Genomic DNA, 17,742 nt, shown 5'->3' with positions numbered 1-17,742 from the left:
CTCACCCCTCCCGTGCCGCGAGGATCGCCGAGAGGTCCAGTCCCCGGGCCCGGTCGGCGTCCTCGCGGTACTTGAGGGCGGAGCCCAGCGTGACGACGGCCAGTTCGGCGTCCACCTCGGTCGCGCCCAGCGCGTGCAGGGCCCGTGCCCAGTCGATCGTCTCCGCGACGCCGGGCGGTTTGAGGAGGTCCTCGGAGCGCAGCGCCTGCACCAGCGCGGTGACCTGCTCGGCGAGCCGGTCGGTGACCTCGGGCAGTCTCCTCCTGACGATGGAGAGCTCGCGGGCGAAGCCGGGATGGTCGAACCAGTGGTACAGGCACCGTCGTTTCAGGGCGTCGTGCACCTCGCGGGTGCGGTTGGAGGTCAGAACCACGACGGGCGGCGACTCGGCGCGCAGCGTGCCCAGTTCGGGGATGGTGACCGTGTACTCGGACAGCAGCTCCAGCAGGAACGCCTCGAACTCGTCGTCAGCGCGGTCGACTTCGTCGACGAGCAGCACGGACGGCTGTGTCTCCAGCGCCCGCAGGAGGGGTCGCGCGACGAGGAACCTCCGGTCGTACAGCTCGGCTTCGAGCCGGTCCGCGTCCGTGACGCCCGCCGTCTCGGCGGCCCGCAGATGCAGGAGCTGGCGCGGGAAGTCCCAGTCGTACAGCGCCTGGGACGCGTCGATGCCCTCGTAGCACTGGAGCCGGATCAGCGGCGCGCCGGTCGCCTCGGCGAGGGCGGACGCGAGCGCGGTCTTGCCCACGCCCGCGTCGCCCTCGCAGAACAGCGGCCGGTGCAGCCGCAGTGCCAGGAAGCACGCCACGGCCAGCCCGTCGTCGACGAGGTACCCCGTCTTCTCCAGGCGGGCCCGCACGTCGTCCGGACCGCTCGGGCCGTCCGTGGTCATGGCGGCGATGGGCTCCTCACCCCATCCCGGCGGCGGCGAGCACCGCGCGCCGGGTGAGCACCCGGGCGAGGTGCGTACGGTACTCGGGGGATGCCGACGGGTCGGACGAGGGACGGGTGCCGTCCGCCGCCGTCTCGGCCGCCCGGCGCACCGCCCCCACCGCGGTGGCGCCCTCCAGCGCCTCCTCGGCGGCCTCGGCGCGCAGTGGCGTCGAGCCCATGTTGGTGAGGCCGATCCGTGCCTCGGCGATCCGCCCGTTGTCGCGTCGGACGAGTGCGGCCACCCCGACGACCGCCCACGCCTGCGCGACGCGCTGGAACTTCTCGTAGTGGAAGCCCCAGTCGTCGCGGGCCGGGATCTCCACCTGCACCAGCAGTTCGTCGGGCCGCAGCGCGGTCTGGAGGTAGTCGACGAAGAACTCACGGGCCGGGATGGACCGCCGGCCGCCCGGTCCCACGGCGACGAGGGTCGCGTCCAGCGCGAGGATCACGGCGGGCAGGTCGCCGGCCGGATCGGCGTGCGCGAGGGATCCGCCGAGCGTGCCACGATGGCGCACGGCCGGGTCCGCGACGGTGGCGGTGGCCGCGGCGAGCAGCCCGGCGTGCCGGCGCACCCGCGGGTCGCGGACGACGTCGTGGTGGGTGGTCATCGCTCCGATGACCAGGGTGCCTTCGTCCTCGCGGATCCCGCGCAGTTCCGGTATCCGCCCCACGTCGACGACGAGCTCGGGGAACGCCAGCCGCAGGCGCAGCAGTGGCAGCAGGCTCTGCCCGCCGGCCAGCACCTTCGCGTCCTCGCCAGCGTCGGCGAGCGTGCGCACCGCCTCGTCGACGCTGGTGGGCCTCGTGTACTCGAATGCCGGGGGAATCATGCCGACGCCTCCTTCGCGGACTCCGCGGACGCGGTGGGGCCTCCGGAGGAGTGCCCGTCGGGCCGCGCGGCGCGGAGGGCCTCCCAGACCCGCTGCGGGGTGCAGGGCATCGCCACCTCGCTCACCCCGAGCGGACGCAGCGCGTCCACGATCGCGTTGACGACGGCGGGCGTCGAGGCGATGGTGCCCGCCTCGCCGACTCCCTTGGCTCCCAAGGGATTTGACGTCGCTGGGGTCTCCGTCCGGTCCGTCACGAAGGTGGGCAGGTCGGCCGCGGAGGGCACGAGGTAGTCGGCCATCGTGCCGGAGACGAGGTTGCCCTCGTCGTCGTAGACGGCCTCCTCGTACAGCGCCTGCGCGATGCCCTGCGCGATCCCTCCGTGCACCTGGCCTTCGACGATCATCGGGTTGACGACCCGCCCGACGTCGTCGACGCTGACGTACGAGCGGATGGTGGTCCGCCCGGTCTCGGTGTCGACCTCGACGGCGCACAGGTGTGTGCCGTGCGGGTAGGAGAAGTTGTCCGGGTCGACGAGGTGCTCCGCGTTGATGGTGGGTTCCATGCCGTCGGGCAGGTCGTGCGAGGAGAACGTCTCGAAGGCGATCTCCTGGATGGACCTGCGCGCCTCGGGCGATCCCTTCACCGAGAACACGCCGCGCGTGAAATCCAGGTCGTCCTCGCTCGCTTCGAGCAGGTGCGCGGCCACCTTCCGCGCCTTCTCCACCACCTTCTCGGCGGCGTGGTGGACGGCGGCCCCGCCCACCACGAGCGATCGCGAGCCGTAGGTGTCCATGCCCTGCGGAGCCGCCTTGGTGTCGCCGTGCACCACCTCGACGTCCTCGAAGGGCACCCCCAGCACGTCGGAGGCGATCTGGCTCCAGCAGGTCACATGCCCCTGTCCGTGCGGGCTGGTGCCGGTGACCACCTCGACCTTGCCGGTCGGCAGCATACGGATGCTCGCCGCCTCCCAGCCCCCGGCCGCGTACCGCAGATCGCGGAGCACCCGGCTCGGCGCGAGCCCGCACATCTCGGTGTAGGTGGACACTCCGATGCCCAGACGCACCGTTTCGCCGCTCTCGTTGCGCTTGCGCTGCTCGGCGCGCAGTTCGTCGTACCCGAAGAGCGCGAGCGCCTTGTCCGTGGCCGCTTCGTAGTTGCCGCTGTCGTACGTGAGTCCCGCGATCGCCGTGTAGGGGAACTCCTCGTGGCCGATCCAGTTGCGGCGGCGCAACTCGACCGGGTCCAGGCCGAGTTCCACGGCCAGCTCGTCCATGATCCGTTCGATGGCGTACGTCGCCTCGGGGCGTCCCGCGCCACGGTAGGCGTCCGTCGGCGTGCGGGTGGTGAACACACCGGTGCACGTGAAGTCGTACGCGTCCATCTTGTAGATGGCGGGGTACATGAACGCGCCGAGGATCGGGATGCCCGGGGTGACGAGCATCAGGTAGGCGCCCATGTCGGCGAGCAGGTCGACCTTGAGGCCGAGCAGCCTGCCCTCCCGGGTGGCGGCGATCTCCACGTCCTGGATCATGCCGCGGCCGTGGTGGGTCGCGAGATAGCCCTCGGACCGCGACTCGGTCCACTTCACCGGCCGTCCGAGACGACGGGCGACGGCGAGGGCGAGGGCCTCCTCGCCGTACACCTGGAGTTTGGAGCCGAAGCCGCCGCCCACGTCCGGGGCGATCACGCGCAGCTTGTGCTCGGGGACCCCGGTGACCGTGGCCAGCATGATCCGCAGGATGTGCGGGATCTGGGTCGCGGAGTGGACGGTGTACTCGCCGGACGCGGCGAGCGGTGTGACGACGACCGAGCGCGGTTCCATCGCGTTGGGGATGAGCCGCTGTTGCACGTAGCGCCGGCGCAGGACGACGTCGGCGCGGTGCCGCACCGCCGGGTACTCCTCGCCGGTGGCCAGCGGCCACACGTAGCAGCGGTTGGTGCCCTTGTCGGAGTGGACCAGCGGCGCGTCCTCGGCGAGCGCGGCCTCCAGGTCGAGGACGGGCGGCAGTTGCTCGTAGTCGACCTCGACGGCCTCCAGCGCGTCGGCGGCGGCGTACCGGTCCCGGGCCACGACGACCGCCACCGGGTCACCGGCGTAGCGGACCTCGTCGACCGCGATCGGCGGGTGGTCGGGCAGCACCATGTCCTCGGTGACGGGCCAGGCGCAGGGCAGCGAGCCGAGGCCCGCGGCGAGGTCACGGCCGCTGAACGCGGCGACGACGCCGGGCTGTTCGAGCGCGGGCGATACGTCGATCCGCCGGATACGGGCGTGTGCCATCGGGCTGCGCAGGATCGCCAGATGGAGCAGCCCGTGGACGTCGATGTTGTCGGTCCAGGTGGTCTGGCCGGTGACGAGGTGGGCGTCCTCCTTGCGCGGCCGGGACCGGCCGACCTCGCGTTCGGTGACCTGGTCGCTCATGTCGTGGCCTCCTGTCCGGAGGCGGCGAGGACCGCGCGCACGATGTTCTGGTAGCCGGTGCACCGGCAGAGGTTGCCCTCCAGTGCCTCCCGCACCTCCTGCGGGTCGGGCGCCGGGTTCTCGCGCAGGAGATCGCGGGCAGCCATGATCATCCCAGGGGTGCAGTAGCCGCACTGGAGCGCGTGCCGCTCGTGGAACGCCTTCTGCAGCGGATGCCACTCCCCGTCCCGGGCCAGGCCCTGGACGGTGGTCACCTCGCCCGAGTCGGCCTGGACCGCGAGCACCGAGCAGCTCTTCACCGTCTCCCCGTCGAGGTCCACCGTGCAGGCCCCGCAGTTGGAGGTGTCGCAGCCGATCGGGGTGCCGGTCATGCCCAGCCGGTCACGCAGATAGTGGATCAGCAGGAGACGGGGTTCCACCTCGTCCTCGTACGTCGTGCCGTCCACCTTCACCGAGATACGGGTCATGTGCCCTCCCAGGGAACCGTGCGAGGGAATGGGTGCAGGGCGGCAGCCGCCCGAGCGGACATCGGCCGCCGACGTGATGGGCGTCACTCTAGGACCGTGTTCCGGGTCGGGGGAGTGCCGCGGCAGGCATTTGTTGAGCGTTAATCCGTTGCCGTCGCCCGCTGTCCTCTGCTGCACTGCTCGGGACGCGTCCACAGGATCGAGGAGCAGCAATGCGCACACCGTTCATGTCCACCCAGGAAGGAACCACTCCCACTTCGAAGGACATGACACCCGGTGCACTTGCTGAACCTGGGAATTCTGGCGCACGTAGACGCCGGTAAGACGAGCCTGACCGAGCGGCTGCTGCACTCGGTCGGAGTCATCGACGAGATCGGCAGCGTCGACGACGGCAGCACCCAGACCGATTCCCTCGCGCTGGAGCGACAGCGCGGCATCACCATCAGATCCGCCGTCGTCTCCTTCGCGATCGACGACGTCACCGTCAATCTCATCGACACCCCCGGTCACCCGGACTTCATCGCCGAGGTGGAGCGGGTGCTCGGCGTCCTCGACGGCGCCGTCCTCGTCGTCTCGGCGGTGGAGGGCGTCCAGGCGCAGACCCGCGTCCTGATGAGGACGCTGCGCCGGCTGCGCATCCCGACGCTGATCCTCGTGAACAAGATCGACCGGAGCGGCGCACGGTGCGCGCACGTCCTGGAGCAGATCACCGAGCGGCTCTCACCGGCGATCGTCCCGATGGGCGAGGCCGTCGCCCCGGGCACGCGCGCGGCCCGCTTCACCCCCTTCGGCGACGACCGGCTGCGCACCCCGCTGCTCGACCTGCTGGCGCGGCACGACGACGAACTGCTCGCGGCCTATGTCGAGGGCGACGTCACGGCCGGCCGGTTGCGCGCCGATCTGGTTCGGCAGACCGGGCGGGCCCAGGTCCACCCGGTGTTCTTCGCCTCGGCCGTGACGGGCGCGGGAATCGGCGAACTGATCGGCGGCATCAAGGAGTTGCTGCCCGCCGCCGAAGCCGACGGCGGGGGCCCGGTCTCGGGAACCGTCTTCAAGGTCGAACGCGGAGCGGCCGGGGAGAAGATCGCGTACGCGCGGATGTTCTCCGGGACGCTGCGCACCCGCGACCGGCTGACCATCGGCCGCGGCGAGGAGGCGAAGGTCACCGCCATCAGCGTCTTCGACCGCGGGACCGCCGTCCGTGAGGACGCCGTGGCCGCCGGCCGGATCGGCAAACTGTGGGGGCTCGGCGGCATCCGGATCGGCGACGCCATCGGTGTGCCGCGCACGACCGCGGCCGGACACCACTTCTCGCCGCCGACGCTGGAGACCGTCGTCGTCCCGGCGAGCCCGGCCGACCGCGGCGCACTGCATCTCGCCCTCACCCAGCTGGCCGAACAGGACCCGCTGATCGACGTGCGGCACGACGAGGTGCGGTCGGAGGTCTCCGTGTCGCTCTACGGGGAGGTGCAGAAAGAGGTCGTCCAGGCCACGCTGGCCGACGAGTTCGGTCTCGACGTCACATTCCGTGAGACCACGCCGCTGTGCATCGAACGGCCCGCGGGCTCGGGCACGGCGGTCGAGTTCAACAAGAAGGACCCCAATCCGTTCCTCGCGACCGTCGGACTGCGCATCGACGCCGCGCCGGTCGGTTCCGGCGTCTCGTTCGGGCTGGAGGTCGAACTCGGCGCCATGCCCTACGCGTTCTTCAAGGCGGTCGAGGACACCGTCCGCGAGACGCTGGGGCAGGGACTGCACGGCTGGGAGGTCACCGACTGCACGGTGACCATGACGCACTGCGGGTACTCGCCCCGGCAGAGCCACGCCCACCAGGGCTTCGACAAGAGCATGTCCAGCACGGGCGCCGACTTCCGCGGGGTGACCCCGCTGGTGGTGATGAACGCGCTGCGCCGGGCCGGCAGCCAGGTGTACGAGCCGATGCACCGGTTCGTCCTGGAGGTCCCGGCGGACACGCTCGCGGCGGTGCTGCCGCTGTTGGCGAGCGGGCGTGCCGTGCCGCGGACGACGGAGGTGCGCGGGGTGGCCTGCGTTCTGGAGGGCGTCGTCCCGGCCGCCCGGGTGCATGGACTGGAGCAGCAGCTGCCGGGGCTGACCCGGGGCGAGGGCGAGCTGGAATCGGCCTTCGACCACTACGCGCCCGTCGCTCGCGGCGCGGTCCCGGACCGGCCGCGCACCGACCTCAACCCGCTGGACCGGAAGGAGTACCTGCTGAACCTGACGCGCCGGGTCGGTGGATGAGAGGTGCGGGGCACGGCCGGCCCCGGGGCACGGCCGTACCCCGCACCGGGGCCGGCGGAACGGTCAACCGGCGGACGGTCCCGTCCAGTTCGCCTCCACATGGCCGAGGCGCACGCGCTGCGGGTGGTCGCCGACCGCTACCGACACCCTCTTCTGTCCGGTGGCGAAGTCGATGGCGGTGACCTGATCGGCACCGCTCTCGGAGACGACACAGTCCTTGCCGTCGCCGCTGACGGTCGCCCAGTACGGCTTGGACGCGGTGACGAGCGGGCCCTCCTGGAGGGTGTCGCGGTCGACGACGGTGGCGTAGTCGTCCATCGTGCCCGCGACGCACAGCTTGGTGCCGGAGGGGTTCATCGAGATGCCGTGGTGGCGGGAGTCGTTCACCCACGTCGTACGGTCGGTGCTGGTGGCGGGGTTCTTCGGGAGGGTCTTCACCCGGGTGATCCGGTCGGAGGCGACGTCGTACTCCAGGAAGCCGTTGAAGAACGACACCTGGAAGTAGAGCTTGGACTCGTCGGGCGAGAAGACGGCGGGGCGGACCGCGTCCGAGTAGTCCTTGAGGCCGATCGCGTCGAGCCGCTCGCGCATGTCGATCACCTTGACCTGCCGGAACGTGGTCGCGTCGACGACGGTGATCCGCCGGTCGCCCTTCGTCCAGTCCAGCCACGGGTCGTCGAGAGCGGTGTTGACGTCGCCGATGGCCATGTTCCAGATGTACTTGCCGTCGCGCGTGAAGATGTTCTCGTGCGGCTTGTCCCCGGTGGCGAAGGAACCGAGCTGTCTGCCGGTGGTGATGTCGAGGACGTGCACGGTGTTCGCGGTCGACGCCGAGACCGCCACGCGCGTGCCGTCGGGGGAGACGGCCATGTGGTCGGAGCGGTAACCGGACACGGGGAAACGCCAGTTGATCCGACCGCTGGCCAGGTCGATCGAGACGACGTCGGCGAAGCTCGGGCGGGAGACCACCACGGACCTGCCGTCGGGCGTCGAGTACATGTCGTCGACGAACTGGTCGTGGCCCTCGCCGACGCCGTTGCGGATGGCCATGAAGTAGATCCACTTGATGGGGTCGGCGTTGATCGCCGCGAGCCGCTCGGCCTTGTCCGGGATGACGTCGACACGGCCGATCTTCGCGAAGTCGCCGGTGGAGCGGATGACGTCGGCGGTGCCGTCCCAGTTGTTGCCGACGAACATCACCTCACGCAGGCCGGCTGCCGACGCCTGCGCCGAGTCCGTGCCGGCGGCGGTCGCCGTGCCGCCGAGCGTGAAGGTGAGTGTGAGGGCGGCGGCCAGAGAACAGAGGTGTCCGGGTCTGAGGACAGACATGGGTGGGTCCTTGTCGTTGTGGGGAGTGCGGGTGGCTTGGGCATGACAAGGGAAAATCTGAACACGCCCGCGTTCAGAGTTGACTTACTGGAAAGTAAGGAGGGGGTGGCTCTCTCCACAAGGGTCCGTACACGACAAAATCGTCAAGAGTGAACGACGCGTCGGCGCAGGGGCGCACCTGGGCGCCGGAGAGCGGGGACGCTGCAGCGGTGAGTGCCGGAGCGGCTGGGGAGGCGGGCATGACGGGCAGGCTCAGACAGCCGACCGGCCGGTACGGGGGCAGGACCGCCGCGGAGCGGCAGGCCGATCGGCGCCGCCGCTTCATGGACGCCGCGCTTCAGCTGTTCGGTGACAGTCCCGGCTTCCGGTCCACCACCGTCGCCGCGCTGAGCGAGGCGGCGGGCCTGTCCACGCGCCAGTTCTACGAGGAGTTCCACACGCTGGAGGACGTGCTGGCGGCCCTGCACCTCCAGGTCAACGACTGGGCGGAGGAAGCGGCGCTGGCCGCGCTGGCCGGCGCCGGGGACCTGCCGCTCGCCGAGCGGGCCACCGCGATCTTCCGCGCGTACGCGGCGAACGTGACGGGTGACCCGCGCCGCATCCGCATCACCTTCGTCGAGATCATCGGTGTGAGCCCGCGGCTGGAGGAGCAGCGGCTGGCCCGCCGCGCCCGCTGGGTGGACTTCATCTGCGCGGAGGCCGCCACCGCCGCGGCACGCGGGGAGGCGGCCGCGCGGGACTACCGCATCGCCGCCACCGCCTTCATCGGAAGCGTCAACGGCCTGCTCCACGACTGGCGCGCGGGCTGGGTGGACGCCACGCTCGACGAGGTGGTCGAGGAACTGGTCCGACAACTCCTCGCCATCCTGCGTCCGGCGGGCTGGCCGCCGACCGAAGCCCTCTAGGGGGTCCCTTCCGTGCCGGAGGCCGTTTGCTCGTGGCTCGTCGTTCCCGGGACGCCGGTCCAGGAAGGTGGGACCGTCGCCCACCCGGCGTTCAGCCCGTCAGCCGGCCGATCGCGTCGGCGACCGGCCCCACCCCGTCCTCCGCGCCGATGCGCGCGGCCAGCGCGGTGGCGCGCCGTCGGTACGACGGATCGCCGGTGGCCCGCACCAGCGCCGCCGTGAGCCGTGCCGCGCTGAAACCGCGCAGTGGCAGGGTGCCCGGTGACACACCGAGAGAGACGAGCCGGGTGGCCCAGAACGCCTCGTCGAACTGGATCGGCACGGGCACCGCCGGGACCCCGGCCCGCAGACCGGCAGCCGTCGTGCCCGCCCCGGCGTGATGCACCACCGCGGCCATCCGGGGGAAGAGCCGTGAGTGCGGGACCTCTCCGACGGTGAACATGTCGTCGCCCTCGGCGTGCAGTTCGCCCCAGCCCCGCTGGATCACCCCGCGCAGCCCGGCCGCTCGCAGGGCGCGGACGACCTGTGCGCTCAGCCGGCCGGGGTCGGGCACCGTCGCGCTCCCGAGGCCAACGAAGACCGGGGGAGGGCCGGAGTCAAGGAAATCCACCAGAGCGGCGGGCAGTTGCGCGTCGGCGCCGTCGTACGGCCACCAGTACCCGGCGACGTCGAGCCCGGCCCGCCAGTCGCGCGGGCGGCGCACGACGTGCGGGCTGAAGCCGTGGTGCACGGGCCAGCTCTGCCGTTCGCGGGCGCGGCGCGCGGCACCGGGCCCGAGGCGCGGCAGGCCGAGCCGCCCCCGCAGCGTGCGCACGGTCTCGGCGAAGACCCGTTCCACGGCCATGTTCACCCCGTGTCCCGCGGCCCGGTTCACCGCGGGACCCCACGAGCGGACCCCGGTCACGGGAGGCGCGAAGTCCCCGGTCGGGGCCAGCGGCTGGAGATAGACACCCATGCTCGGCAGAGACAGCCCCTCGGCGACGGTGTGCCCGAGCGGAGCCAGCGAACCGGACAGCAGGAGCACGTCGCCGGCGTGGGCCGCCTCGACGAGGTCGTCGGCCATCCGCCCGACCAGCGCCCGCGCCATCCCGACGAGCCGGATCAGCTTTCCGGCCCCCGTGGCGCTGCGGTGCAGCCCCCGTCCGCGGGTGGATTCCAGTTCGGCGCGGGGATCGACGGGCAGGGCGTGGAAGCCCACGCCCGAGCCGGCCACCAGATACTCGAAGCACCCGTGCGTCACCAAGGTGACCTCGTGTCCGGCGCGCGCCAGTCCGTGCCCGAGGCCGGTGTAGGGCGCCACGTCGCCCCGCGACCCCGCGGTCATGATCGCTACTCGCACGACGGCCAGTATGGCGGGGTCCGAGACCGATGGACCCTCACCTTCCGGCCGCGATGCGGTGTTTCCCGCCCTCCGCGGCACCGTGCGCCCCCCGCCGTGCCCCGGCGCGCCGCTGTCCCGGCGCGACGCACGCCGAACGGGAGGGCCTCGGTGCGGCCCGCCGGCCGGACCGGTCGGCCCATCGCATGATGAATTGATTCGGCCATGGCGCAAAATCGCTCTAGCTCCCCTGTGAACCGGGTGATCGAATCGGTCCTCGATTGAACAGAGTGGTGGGGTGGCTTGCGTGACTGCGGTGTCGTACGTGGATGTGCATCGGCAGATGGCCGCGGAGATCGAGGGGGAGCGGGAGGCCGCGCTCGGGCTGCTCGGCCCGTCCGCCCCGTCCGTCCGGGCCGTCGTGGCCGCGCTCCTGCGGCACCGCACCTTCAAGTACCCCCTGTCGGTGCTGCCGCTGATCGTCCACGCCGCCGAGACCGGCGCGCTGGAACCGGCCCTTCCGCTGGCCGTCGTCCATGACCTGTGGTGGACCTCGGCCTGCTGCCTCGACGACCTCGCCGACGGTCAGGGAACCTTCGCCGTCGGCGACCTCGACGAGAGCGACGCGCTGCTCGCCACCGTGATCGGCGGAACGCCCCTGCCCCTGCTGGTCGTCCAGTCGGAACGGATCCCGGAGCAGGTGCGCGGCGCCCTGTCGGCCGAGGTCGTGCGGTGCTGGATCGGCGCGACCGAGGGCCAGTTGAGAGACCTCCACGGAGACGCGGCCACCGCCACCCGCGCGTCGGTGGCCGCCGTGTACCTGGGGAAGTCCGGCGCCCCGTACAGCATGATCACCACCATGGCCGCGGAGCTGGCCGGCGCCGCGAAGCCGCGTGTGGAGCTGTGGCGCGAATTCGGCGACGTGTTCGGGATCCTCTGGCAGATCTTCAACGACCAGGAGGACATCCTGTCCGGTCGCGACGAGGACCTCCTGAACGGCACCGTGACCTATCTGCTCGCCTGCGCGCTGGAAGAGACCGTCCCGCATTCCACCGCCCGCGTCCTCGCGTTGCACACCGCCGCGCGGAACTCGCCGCAGGCCCGGTCGGAACTGACCCACGTGCTGCTCGCGCCCGCCGTGCTGCGTCGCTTCGCGCGGGACATCGACGAGTTCCGCCACCGGGCCCACCGCATTCTGGACGAACTCGGCGGCGACCAGGCCTTCGTGCCCGTCCTGCGCGACCTCGTGGACCGGTCGTCCGTCATGCGTCTCGAGCCGCGTGCCGTCACGGAGACCGCGATGGCGCTCTAACCCCTCGCCCTCGTCAGCAGCAGGACGGCCGGCGACATCAGGGCGAGGGCCGTGCAGATCAGGACACCGGCGCACCAGCGCCGCCGCAGTCGGCGGTACCTGTCCTCGTACTCGGCCCGCAGCTCGCCACCGCGTCGCGCGACGTGCTGCCAGGAACGCCGGGCGAGGACCAGGTGCTCCGCCGCGTAGCGCTCCTGCACCTCCGCGCGCTGGGTGTCCGACAGCCAGGGCAGTGACCGGGCGAAACGCTCCGCCTCCGCGCGCCCCTCGGCACGGGCGGCCTCGACGAGCAGATGGCCTTCGAGCTCACGTATCAGCGGCGACACGTCGAGCGGCCGGTCGTCCATGGCGGTCACGGGAGTTCCCTTCCGGCGGACGGCAGAGGCAGGTCCGCCACCGCGATGCCGGGATGGTGCAGGTCGAAGGCCGGGGATTCGGAGCGGATCCGCGGCAGGGTGAGGAAGTTGTGCCGCGGCGGCGGGCAGGACGTCGCCCACTCCAGAGAGCGGCCGTAGCCCCACGGGTCGTCGACGCCGACCGGCTTGCCGTACCTGGCGGTCTTCCAGACGTTGTAGAAGAACGGCAGGAACGAGAGTCCGAGGAGGAAGGACGAGAGGGTCGACACCGTGTTCAGTGCCGTGAGCCCTTCCACCGCCAGGTAGTCGGGGATCCGGCGCTGCATGCCATTGGCACCCAGCCAGTGCTGCACCAGGAACGTGCCGTGGAAGCCGGCGAACAGCGTCCAGAAGGTGATTTTCCCGAGGCGCTCGTCGAGCATCTTGCCGGTCATCTTCGGCCACCAGAAGTGGAAGCCGGAGAACATCGCGAAGACGACCGTCCCGAAGATCACGTAGTGGAAGTGCGCCACCACGAAATACGAGTCGGACAGGGGGAAGTCCATCGGCGGCGAGGCGAGCATCACGCCGGTCAGACCCCCGAAGACGAACGTGACGAGGAAACCGGTCGCCCAGAGCATCGGTGTCTCGAAGGACAGGGAGCCCTGCCACATCGTTCCGATCCAGTTGAAGAACTTCACACCCGTCGGAACGGCGATGAGGAACGTCATGAAGGAGAAGAACGGGAGCAATACACCACCTGTGACGTACATGTGGTGGGCCCACACCGTCACGGACAGACCGGCGATCGCGATGGTCGCGCCGATCAGGCCCATGTAACCGAACATCGGCTTGCGCGAGAAGACCGGGACGACCTCGGAGATGATCCCGAAGAACGGCAGCGCGATGATGTACACCTCTGGATGGCCGAAGAACCAGAAGAGGTGTTGCCACAGCAGCGCGCCCCCGTTCGCCGCGTCGAAGACATGCGCACCGAATGCACGGTCCGCCTCCAGCGCGAACAGGGCCGCCGCGAGGACGGGGAACGCCAGCAGCACCAGCACACCGGTCAGCAGCACGTTCCACACGAAGATCGGCATGCGGAACATCGTCATGCCCGGAGCGCGCATGCAGATGATGGTGGTGATGAAGTTGACCGCGCCGAGGATGGTGCCGAAACCGGACAACGCCAGACCCATGATCCACATGTCGGCGCCGATACCCGGCGAGCGGACCGCGTCCGACAGCGGGGAGTAGGCGAACCAGCCGAAGTCCGCCGCGCCCTGCGGGGTGAGGAAACCGCCCACCGCGATCGTCGAGCCGAAGAGGTACAGCCAGTACGCGAACATGTTCAGCCGCGGGAACGCCACGTCGGGCGCGCCGATCTGCAGCGGCATGATCCAGTTCGCGAAGCCGGCGAACAGCGGCGTCGCGAACATCAGCAGCATGATCGTGCCGTGCATCGTGAACGCCTGGTTGAACTGCTCGTTCGACATGATCTGCAGACCGGGCCGGGCCAGTTCGGCGCGCATCAGCAGCGCCATGACACCACCGACGCAGAACAGCGCGAACGACGTCACCAGATACAGCGTGCCGATCGTCTTGTGGTCCGTGGACGTCAGCCACTTCACCGCGGCCCGTCCCGGACGCCGTGCGCGCGGGCCTGCGGATGCGGGCGGCGCCGTCACCGTGTTGCTCTCCATGCCCCGCCTGTGTCCGGGCCTCGCCGCACCGTCACAATGGGACGACGCGACGAGCGTCACACCGAAGGGTGTGACACCCGCCCACCTGCCGGACACAGACGGATCATGAGCAACGACGAGACCTTCGCCGCTGCCTATCGCGAGCACTACTGGGCGGTCACCCGCTACGTGGCGAGGCGACTGGACGGCCGTGGCAGTGATGTCGAGGAGGTGGTGGCGGAGGTCTTCACCGTCGCCTGGCGGCGCCGGTCCGACCTGCCGCCCTCTCCTCTCCCCTGGCTGTACGGGGTGGCACGCCGCTGCCTGGCCAACGCGGTACGCGGATACGGACGCCGCCGCAGGCTGCTCGACCGGCTCGGCAACGACGAGAGCGCGCACGGCGCACAGGTGGTGGCCGGCCCCGGCTCCGACACGCCGGGCGACTGGGTGCACGAGGCGCTGGCCCGGCTCTCCCCGGCCGACCAGGAAGTACTGCGCCTCACCGCCTGGGAGGAACTCGCCGTCGACGAGGTCGCCGTCGTCCTCGGCTGCGGCAGCCGCGCCGCCGCGATGCGCCTGCACCGTGCCCGCCGCCGGCTCAGAGCCGAGATCGACCGTCTGCAGATCACCCCCGTGGCCACCGGCACCGCAACGCCCCGCCGCGACATCCCGAAGGAGCCCGGCCATGGCTGACGAACTCGAACTCCTGCGCCGCGCCGACCCGGTCCCGTCCGCCGACCCCCGCTTCGGCGACCGCCCGCTCGACCAGTACGCCGAACACCGGCTCGACCTGCTCCTGCACGGCGGCGACCGCGGGCTCGACCGCCTCCCGCACGGCGGCGAACGCCGGCCGCGCCCCCGGCACCTGCGCCGCTGGACCTGGGGCCTCGGCTCCCTGGCGGCGGCCTGCGCGGTCGTCCTCGCCCTCACCCTCATGCTCTCGGGCTCGGCCACCGCGCCCGCCGTGGCCGCACCGCGCCCGCTGGTCGTCGACGCCGGCTCCGCCCCCGTGCCGCTCGACCGGATCGCCGGCCGCGCCGCGGCCGCCGGCGACACCCTCCGGCTGGTCCAGGGCACCCATCTCCAGGCATGGAGCCTCGCCATGACGTCCGGCCCCGGCGCCCGGCCGCCCGTCACCCTGCCCGAGGAGCGCCTCGTCCGCTGGAAGGCCGACGGCAGCCACACGGAACTCGTCGTGGCCACCGACCCGCGCCGTCCGGGAAGGCCGGTCGTCACGGACGCCGATCCCGTGCCCCGCACCGTCGAGGACGGGCACGTCCTCAGCAGGCGGACCTATCCGCCGAGTTGGAGCGACGCCCCGCCCGTCGCCCGGCCGCCGCACGACGCCGTACGGCTGCGCGCCTACCTGGACGAGATCGACCGCACCGGCTCCCTGGACACCCCCGGACTCCTCGACGCCGTCGCCGGACTGCTGGACAACTGGACGCTCGGCACCCGGGAGAACGCCGCGCTGGTCCGGATCCTCGCCGACGCGCAGGGCCTGCGCCCGGCCGGTGCGGTCACCGACCGGCTGGGCCGCGGGGGACAGGCGTACGTGTACGACGACCGGGCGCACTCCGTCCGGCGGATGCTGGTGCTCGACCCGGCCACGGGTGCCGTCCTCGGTCTGGAGGAGACCGTCACCCGGGACGATCCCGAGTTCGGGGTGAAGGCCGGGGACGTGCTCTCCTACCGCGCGTGGATGCGCTGACCGTGCCGCTCAGACGCCCGGCCGGCGTTCGGCCGCCGCCACGGTCTGCTCCAGCAGGATCGCGATGGTCATCGGGCCGACGCCGCCCGGCACGGGCGTGATCAGCCCGGCCCGCGTGACGGCCGTGTCGAAGTCGACGTCGCCCACGTTGCCCGGGTTGTACCCCGCGTCGATCACGACGGCACCCGGCTTGACGTCCTCGCCGCGGATCAGCCGGGGCCGGCCCACCGCGGCCACCACGATGTCCGCCTCGCGCACGACCGACGACAGGTCCTTCGTGCGTGAGTGGCAGTACGTCACCGTGGCGTCCCGTCCGAGGAGGAGCATGCCGACCGGCTTGCCCAGGATCGCGCTGCGGCCCACCACGACCGCCCGCTTGCCCGCCGGGTCGACGCCGTACTCGTCGAGGAGCCGCATGATGCCGCCGGGTGTGCAGGACACGAAGCCGGGCAGGCCGAAGCTCATCGCCGAGTACGAGCTCAGCGTCACGCCGTCGACGTCCTTGCGCGGGTCGATGGCCTCGAACGCCGCCCGCTCGTCGATGTGCGGTCCGACGGGGTGCTGGAGCAGGATGCCGTGCACGGTGGGATCCTCGGAGAGCACGCGGAGCGTGCCGACCAGTTCGGCGGTCGTCGTGGCGGCCGGCAGGGCGACGTGCCGGGACTCGATCCCCGCCTTGCGGCAGCGGTTCTGCTTCATGCGCACGTAGGTGACCGAGGCGGGGTCCTCACCGACGAGCACCGTCGCCAGACACGGGGCCGCACCCGTGCGGTCCTTCAGGTCGGCGGCGCGCTTCGCGGTGTCCTCGACGATCCGGCGCGCGAGAGCCGTGCCGTCCATGAGCTGGGCCTGGGACATGAGCTGCTCCTCCTGAGCGCTGCTGACGATCGCCCAGGCGCGCGGCAAAGACCCGTTCGTCAGGCCGCTCCCCGGTGGTACTCCACCTCAGCGCCAGTCACGGCCCGCCGACCAGGGTAGCTCCCGCGGGTGACCTGCCCGCGGCCGGTTCGGCCCGCTGGAGGAGGCGGGCCGCGTCACCCGTACCCACGACGCGGGCGGCCGGCGCCGGGACGGGTGCGGCTCACCGGCGCCGGAGGGGCAGCCTTCGAACGGAGCGCGGTGCCGGAGGACGAGCACGGGACCGGGCCGCGCGTAGCGCCGAGCCCAGCAGCGAGGCGGACAGTCGCAGACCTGCCGCGGAGACGGGTCGCGGCAGTCGAGGGGGGCGCGGGCGCGATCGGCCCATCCCCACACGCGCCGAGAAGGTCCAGGTCAGACGCGAGGTGATCTGGACCTTCGGCCAGTGCCTTTCTACTCGTCCCATGCCTGGAGCAGCGTCTGGTCGACGATCTTGCCGTCACGCAGCGACATCATCGACGTGCTCAGCACCTTCACGCCGTCCGCGTACTCGCAGGACTCGGAGAAGGCGACGTGGTCGCCCTGGACCACGCACTGCTCCAGCTTGTGGGTCATGTCCCGGCTGTAGACGTCGTCGAGCATCTCGGCGATCTCGCCGCGACCGTGTTTCACCATCGGGTGGCTGGGCTGGGTGTTGCGGTCGACGATGCGCAGTTCGGCGTCGTCGGCGTAGAGCGACAGCAGATCCGTCGCACTGTGTCCTTCAATGGCTCGGCGCAGCGCTTCGGTGTCGAAGGCGGGGCCTAGCGAGGTGCCCATGATGACCTCCTTGAAGGCCGCGGCCCGTCGAGGAGCGGGTCGCGAAGGGCCTCATCTCCGAGACTCCTCCGCCGCACGGTCCTCGGCAAGCGCAGCCGCTCCGATGAGCCTCTCGGGTGAGCGGAGCGCGACGGCCGTGTCCGCGGGGGGACCGGCGCCGTTGCAGAAAGCATGATCTCAACACGACGTATGGTCGCCGCCATTGGTCTCGCCGTCGGAGTCACCGGACTCGCCGCGCCGATGGCGAGCGCGGCGGGCTCCGAGGCCGCGGACGCGGGGAAGCTGAACCCCGTCGCCGAACTCGACTCCCTCGCCCTGAGCTCCATCCCTGCCGAGCAGCAGGCCTCCATGCCGCTGCCGTCCCGCCAGCTCGCGGGCCTCAACCGGCTGAACGACCTGAACCAGCTGCACCAGGTGACCGACCTCGCCGCGCCCGTCATGGGTGTCGTTCCGGCCGTCGAGGGCTAGTCCCAATGCCGTGTAGTTAGCGTTGGGCGTTGGGCGTCAAGGGGTGCGGGTGGTCAGGATGTCGATGCTGATGGTGGCCTTGTAGCTGGTCCTGTC

Annotated in this window: 16 protein-coding genes and 1 riboswitch; of the genes, 6 read left to right on the top strand and 10 right to left on the bottom strand. The window is 71.3% G+C overall.

The genetic code is table 11. The features are described 5' to 3' along the window. Position 1: 1 nt before the first annotated feature. From ACZ4IF_RS20965 to ACZ4IF_RS20950, 4 genes are read right to left on the bottom strand one after another with little or no spacing between them, the layout of a single operon-like run. Positions 2–892, bottom strand: coding sequence for an AAA family ATPase (locus ACZ4IF_RS20965; protein ID WP_467564850.1), 891 nt, complete (start codon positions 890–892; stop codon positions 2–4). Positions 893–908: 16 nt separating this feature from the next. Continuing rightward, positions 909–1,763, bottom strand: a complete 855-nt coding sequence (locus tag ACZ4IF_RS20960; protein ID WP_467564848.1) for an FAD binding domain-containing protein — start codon at positions 1,761–1,763, stop codon at positions 909–911. Beyond that, positions 1,760–4,183, bottom strand: a complete 2,424-nt coding sequence (locus ACZ4IF_RS20955) for a xanthine dehydrogenase family protein molybdopterin-binding subunit (RefSeq protein ID WP_467564846.1) — start codon at positions 4,181–4,183, stop codon at positions 1,760–1,762. The genes ACZ4IF_RS20960 and ACZ4IF_RS20955 overlap by 4 nt, the downstream gene beginning before the upstream one ends. Next, a complete protein-coding gene (locus ACZ4IF_RS20950) occupies positions 4,180–4,650 on the bottom strand; it encodes a (2Fe-2S)-binding protein (protein WP_359499653.1) in 471 nt (156 codons plus the stop codon). Before ACZ4IF_RS20950 ends, ACZ4IF_RS20955 begins: the two co-directional genes overlap by 4 nt. Positions 4,651–4,926: 276 nt before the next feature. Between ACZ4IF_RS20950 and ACZ4IF_RS20945 the strand changes: the two genes are divergently transcribed. Beyond that, on the top strand, positions 4,927–6,909 hold the full coding sequence (locus tag ACZ4IF_RS20945; protein WP_467564844.1) for a GTP-binding protein: 1,983 nt from the start codon (positions 4,927–4,929) through the stop codon (positions 6,907–6,909). Between the two features lie 63 nt (positions 6,910–6,972). Here ACZ4IF_RS20945 and ACZ4IF_RS20940 read toward each other — a convergent pair whose 3' ends face one another. Continuing rightward, positions 6,973–8,238, bottom strand: a complete 1,266-nt coding sequence (locus ACZ4IF_RS20940; RefSeq protein WP_467564842.1) for a YncE family protein — start codon at positions 8,236–8,238, stop codon at positions 6,973–6,975. 239 nt (positions 8,239–8,477) lie between these two features. On the opposite strand from ACZ4IF_RS20940, the gene ACZ4IF_RS20935 reads away from it, so the two are divergent. Next, on the top strand, positions 8,478–9,143 hold the full coding sequence (locus ACZ4IF_RS20935; RefSeq protein WP_467564840.1) for a TetR/AcrR family transcriptional regulator: 666 nt from the start codon (positions 8,478–8,480) through the stop codon (positions 9,141–9,143). Between the two features lie 91 nt (positions 9,144–9,234). On the opposite strand, the gene ACZ4IF_RS20930 is transcribed toward ACZ4IF_RS20935, so the two are convergent. Then, entirely contained in the window at positions 9,235–10,467 is a 1,233-nt protein-coding gene (locus tag ACZ4IF_RS20930) for a glycosyltransferase (protein ID WP_467565322.1), read from the bottom strand. A gap of 301 nt (positions 10,468–10,768) precedes the next feature. Between ACZ4IF_RS20930 and ACZ4IF_RS20925 the strand changes: the two genes are divergently transcribed. After that, positions 10,769–11,773, top strand: coding sequence for a polyprenyl synthetase family protein (locus ACZ4IF_RS20925; protein WP_467564838.1), 1,005 nt, complete (start codon positions 10,769–10,771; stop codon positions 11,771–11,773). Here ACZ4IF_RS20925 and ACZ4IF_RS20920 read toward each other — a convergent pair. Both ACZ4IF_RS20920 and ctaD read right to left on the bottom strand, forming a co-directional pair. Continuing rightward, complete coding sequence (locus ACZ4IF_RS20920; RefSeq protein WP_467565320.1) at positions 11,770–12,120, bottom strand: hypothetical protein; 351 nt, start codon at positions 12,118–12,120, stop codon at positions 11,770–11,772. The two genes, ACZ4IF_RS20925 and ACZ4IF_RS20920, sit on opposite strands and share 4 nt — an antisense overlap. 5 nt (positions 12,121–12,125) lie before the next feature. Beyond that, positions 12,126–13,811, bottom strand: a complete 1,686-nt coding sequence (gene ctaD, locus ACZ4IF_RS20915) for an aa3-type cytochrome oxidase subunit I (RefSeq protein ID WP_467564836.1) — start codon at positions 13,809–13,811, stop codon at positions 12,126–12,128. Positions 13,812–13,916: 105 nt separating this feature from the next. On the opposite strand from ctaD, the gene ACZ4IF_RS20910 reads away from it, so the two are divergent. Together ACZ4IF_RS20910 and ACZ4IF_RS20905 are read left to right on the top strand one after the other, a co-directional pair. Then, positions 13,917–14,483: an RNA polymerase sigma factor gene (locus tag ACZ4IF_RS20910; RefSeq protein WP_467564834.1), complete on the top strand. Its 567-nt coding sequence runs from the start codon at positions 13,917–13,919 to the stop codon at positions 14,481–14,483. Beyond that, on the top strand, positions 14,476–15,501 hold the full coding sequence (locus ACZ4IF_RS20905; RefSeq protein WP_467564832.1) for a CU044_5270 family protein: 1,026 nt from the start codon (positions 14,476–14,478) through the stop codon (positions 15,499–15,501). Before ACZ4IF_RS20910 ends, ACZ4IF_RS20905 begins: the two co-directional genes overlap by 8 nt. 9 nt (positions 15,502–15,510) lie before the next feature. Here ACZ4IF_RS20905 and ACZ4IF_RS20900 read toward each other — a convergent pair whose 3' ends face one another. Both ACZ4IF_RS20900 and ACZ4IF_RS20895 read right to left on the bottom strand, forming a co-directional pair. After that, a complete protein-coding gene (locus ACZ4IF_RS20900) occupies positions 15,511–16,359 on the bottom strand; it encodes a bifunctional 5,10-methylenetetrahydrofolate dehydrogenase/5,10-methenyltetrahydrofolate cyclohydrolase (RefSeq protein ID WP_467564830.1) in 849 nt (282 codons plus the stop codon). Between the two features lie 24 nt (positions 16,360–16,383). Then, a riboswitch (ZMP/ZTP riboswitch) is annotated at positions 16,384–16,470 on the bottom strand. 342 nt (positions 16,471–16,812) lie between these two features. Next, a complete protein-coding gene (locus ACZ4IF_RS20895; protein WP_028804205.1) occupies positions 16,813–17,178 on the bottom strand; it encodes a nuclear transport factor 2 family protein in 366 nt (121 codons plus the stop codon). A gap of 171 nt (positions 17,179–17,349) precedes the next feature. Here ACZ4IF_RS20895 and ACZ4IF_RS20890 point away from each other — a divergent pair, with 171 nt between their 5' ends. After that, entirely contained in the window at positions 17,350–17,646 is a 297-nt protein-coding gene (locus ACZ4IF_RS20890; RefSeq protein WP_467564827.1) for a hypothetical protein, read from the top strand. Positions 17,647–17,742 lie beyond the last annotated feature (96 nt).

Source organism: Streptomyces sp. NPDC025784 (assembly GCF_055558435.1).
Note: the sequence above shows the minus strand (reverse complement) of the source record. Positions and strands in the feature narration are given on the sequence as shown.

Bases quoted from the DNA above. Each gene is read 5' to 3' on its own strand.
- ACZ4IF_RS20965 (WP_467564850.1), bottom strand. From the start codon at position 892: ATGACCACGGACGGCCCGAGCGGTCCGGACGACGTGCGGGCCCGCCTG.
- ACZ4IF_RS20960 (WP_467564848.1), bottom strand. From the start codon at position 1,763: ATGATTCCCCCGGCATTCGAGTACACGAGGCCCACCAGCGTCGACGAG.
- ACZ4IF_RS20955 (WP_467564846.1), bottom strand. From the start codon at position 4,183: ATGAGCGACCAGGTCACCGAACGCGAGGTCGGCCGGTCCCGGCCGCGC.
- ACZ4IF_RS20950 (WP_359499653.1), bottom strand. From the start codon at position 4,650: ATGACCCGTATCTCGGTGAAGGTGGACGGCACGACGTACGAGGACGAG.
- ACZ4IF_RS20940 (WP_467564842.1), bottom strand. From the start codon at position 8,238: ATGTCTGTCCTCAGACCCGGACACCTCTGTTCTCTGGCCGCCGCCCTC.
- ACZ4IF_RS20935 (WP_467564840.1), top strand. From the start codon at position 8,478: ATGACGGGCAGGCTCAGACAGCCGACCGGCCGGTACGGGGGCAGGACC.
- ACZ4IF_RS20930 (WP_467565322.1), bottom strand. From the start codon at position 10,467: ATGACCGCGGGGTCGCGGGGCGACGTGGCGCCCTACACCGGCCTCGGG.
- ACZ4IF_RS20920 (WP_467565320.1), bottom strand. From the start codon at position 12,120: ATGGACGACCGGCCGCTCGACGTGTCGCCGCTGATACGTGAGCTCGAA.
- ctaD (WP_467564836.1), bottom strand. From the start codon at position 13,811: ATGGAGAGCAACACGGTGACGGCGCCGCCCGCATCCGCAGGCCCGCGC.
- ACZ4IF_RS20910 (WP_467564834.1), top strand. From the start codon at position 13,917: ATGAGCAACGACGAGACCTTCGCCGCTGCCTATCGCGAGCACTACTGG.
- ACZ4IF_RS20905 (WP_467564832.1), top strand. From the start codon at position 14,476: ATGGCTGACGAACTCGAACTCCTGCGCCGCGCCGACCCGGTCCCGTCC.
- ACZ4IF_RS20900 (WP_467564830.1), bottom strand. From the start codon at position 16,359: ATGTCCCAGGCCCAGCTCATGGACGGCACGGCTCTCGCGCGCCGGATC.
- ACZ4IF_RS20895 (WP_028804205.1), bottom strand. From the start codon at position 17,178: ATGGGCACCTCGCTAGGCCCCGCCTTCGACACCGAAGCGCTGCGCCGA.
- ACZ4IF_RS20890 (WP_467564827.1), top strand. From the start codon at position 17,350: ATGATCTCAACACGACGTATGGTCGCCGCCATTGGTCTCGCCGTCGGA.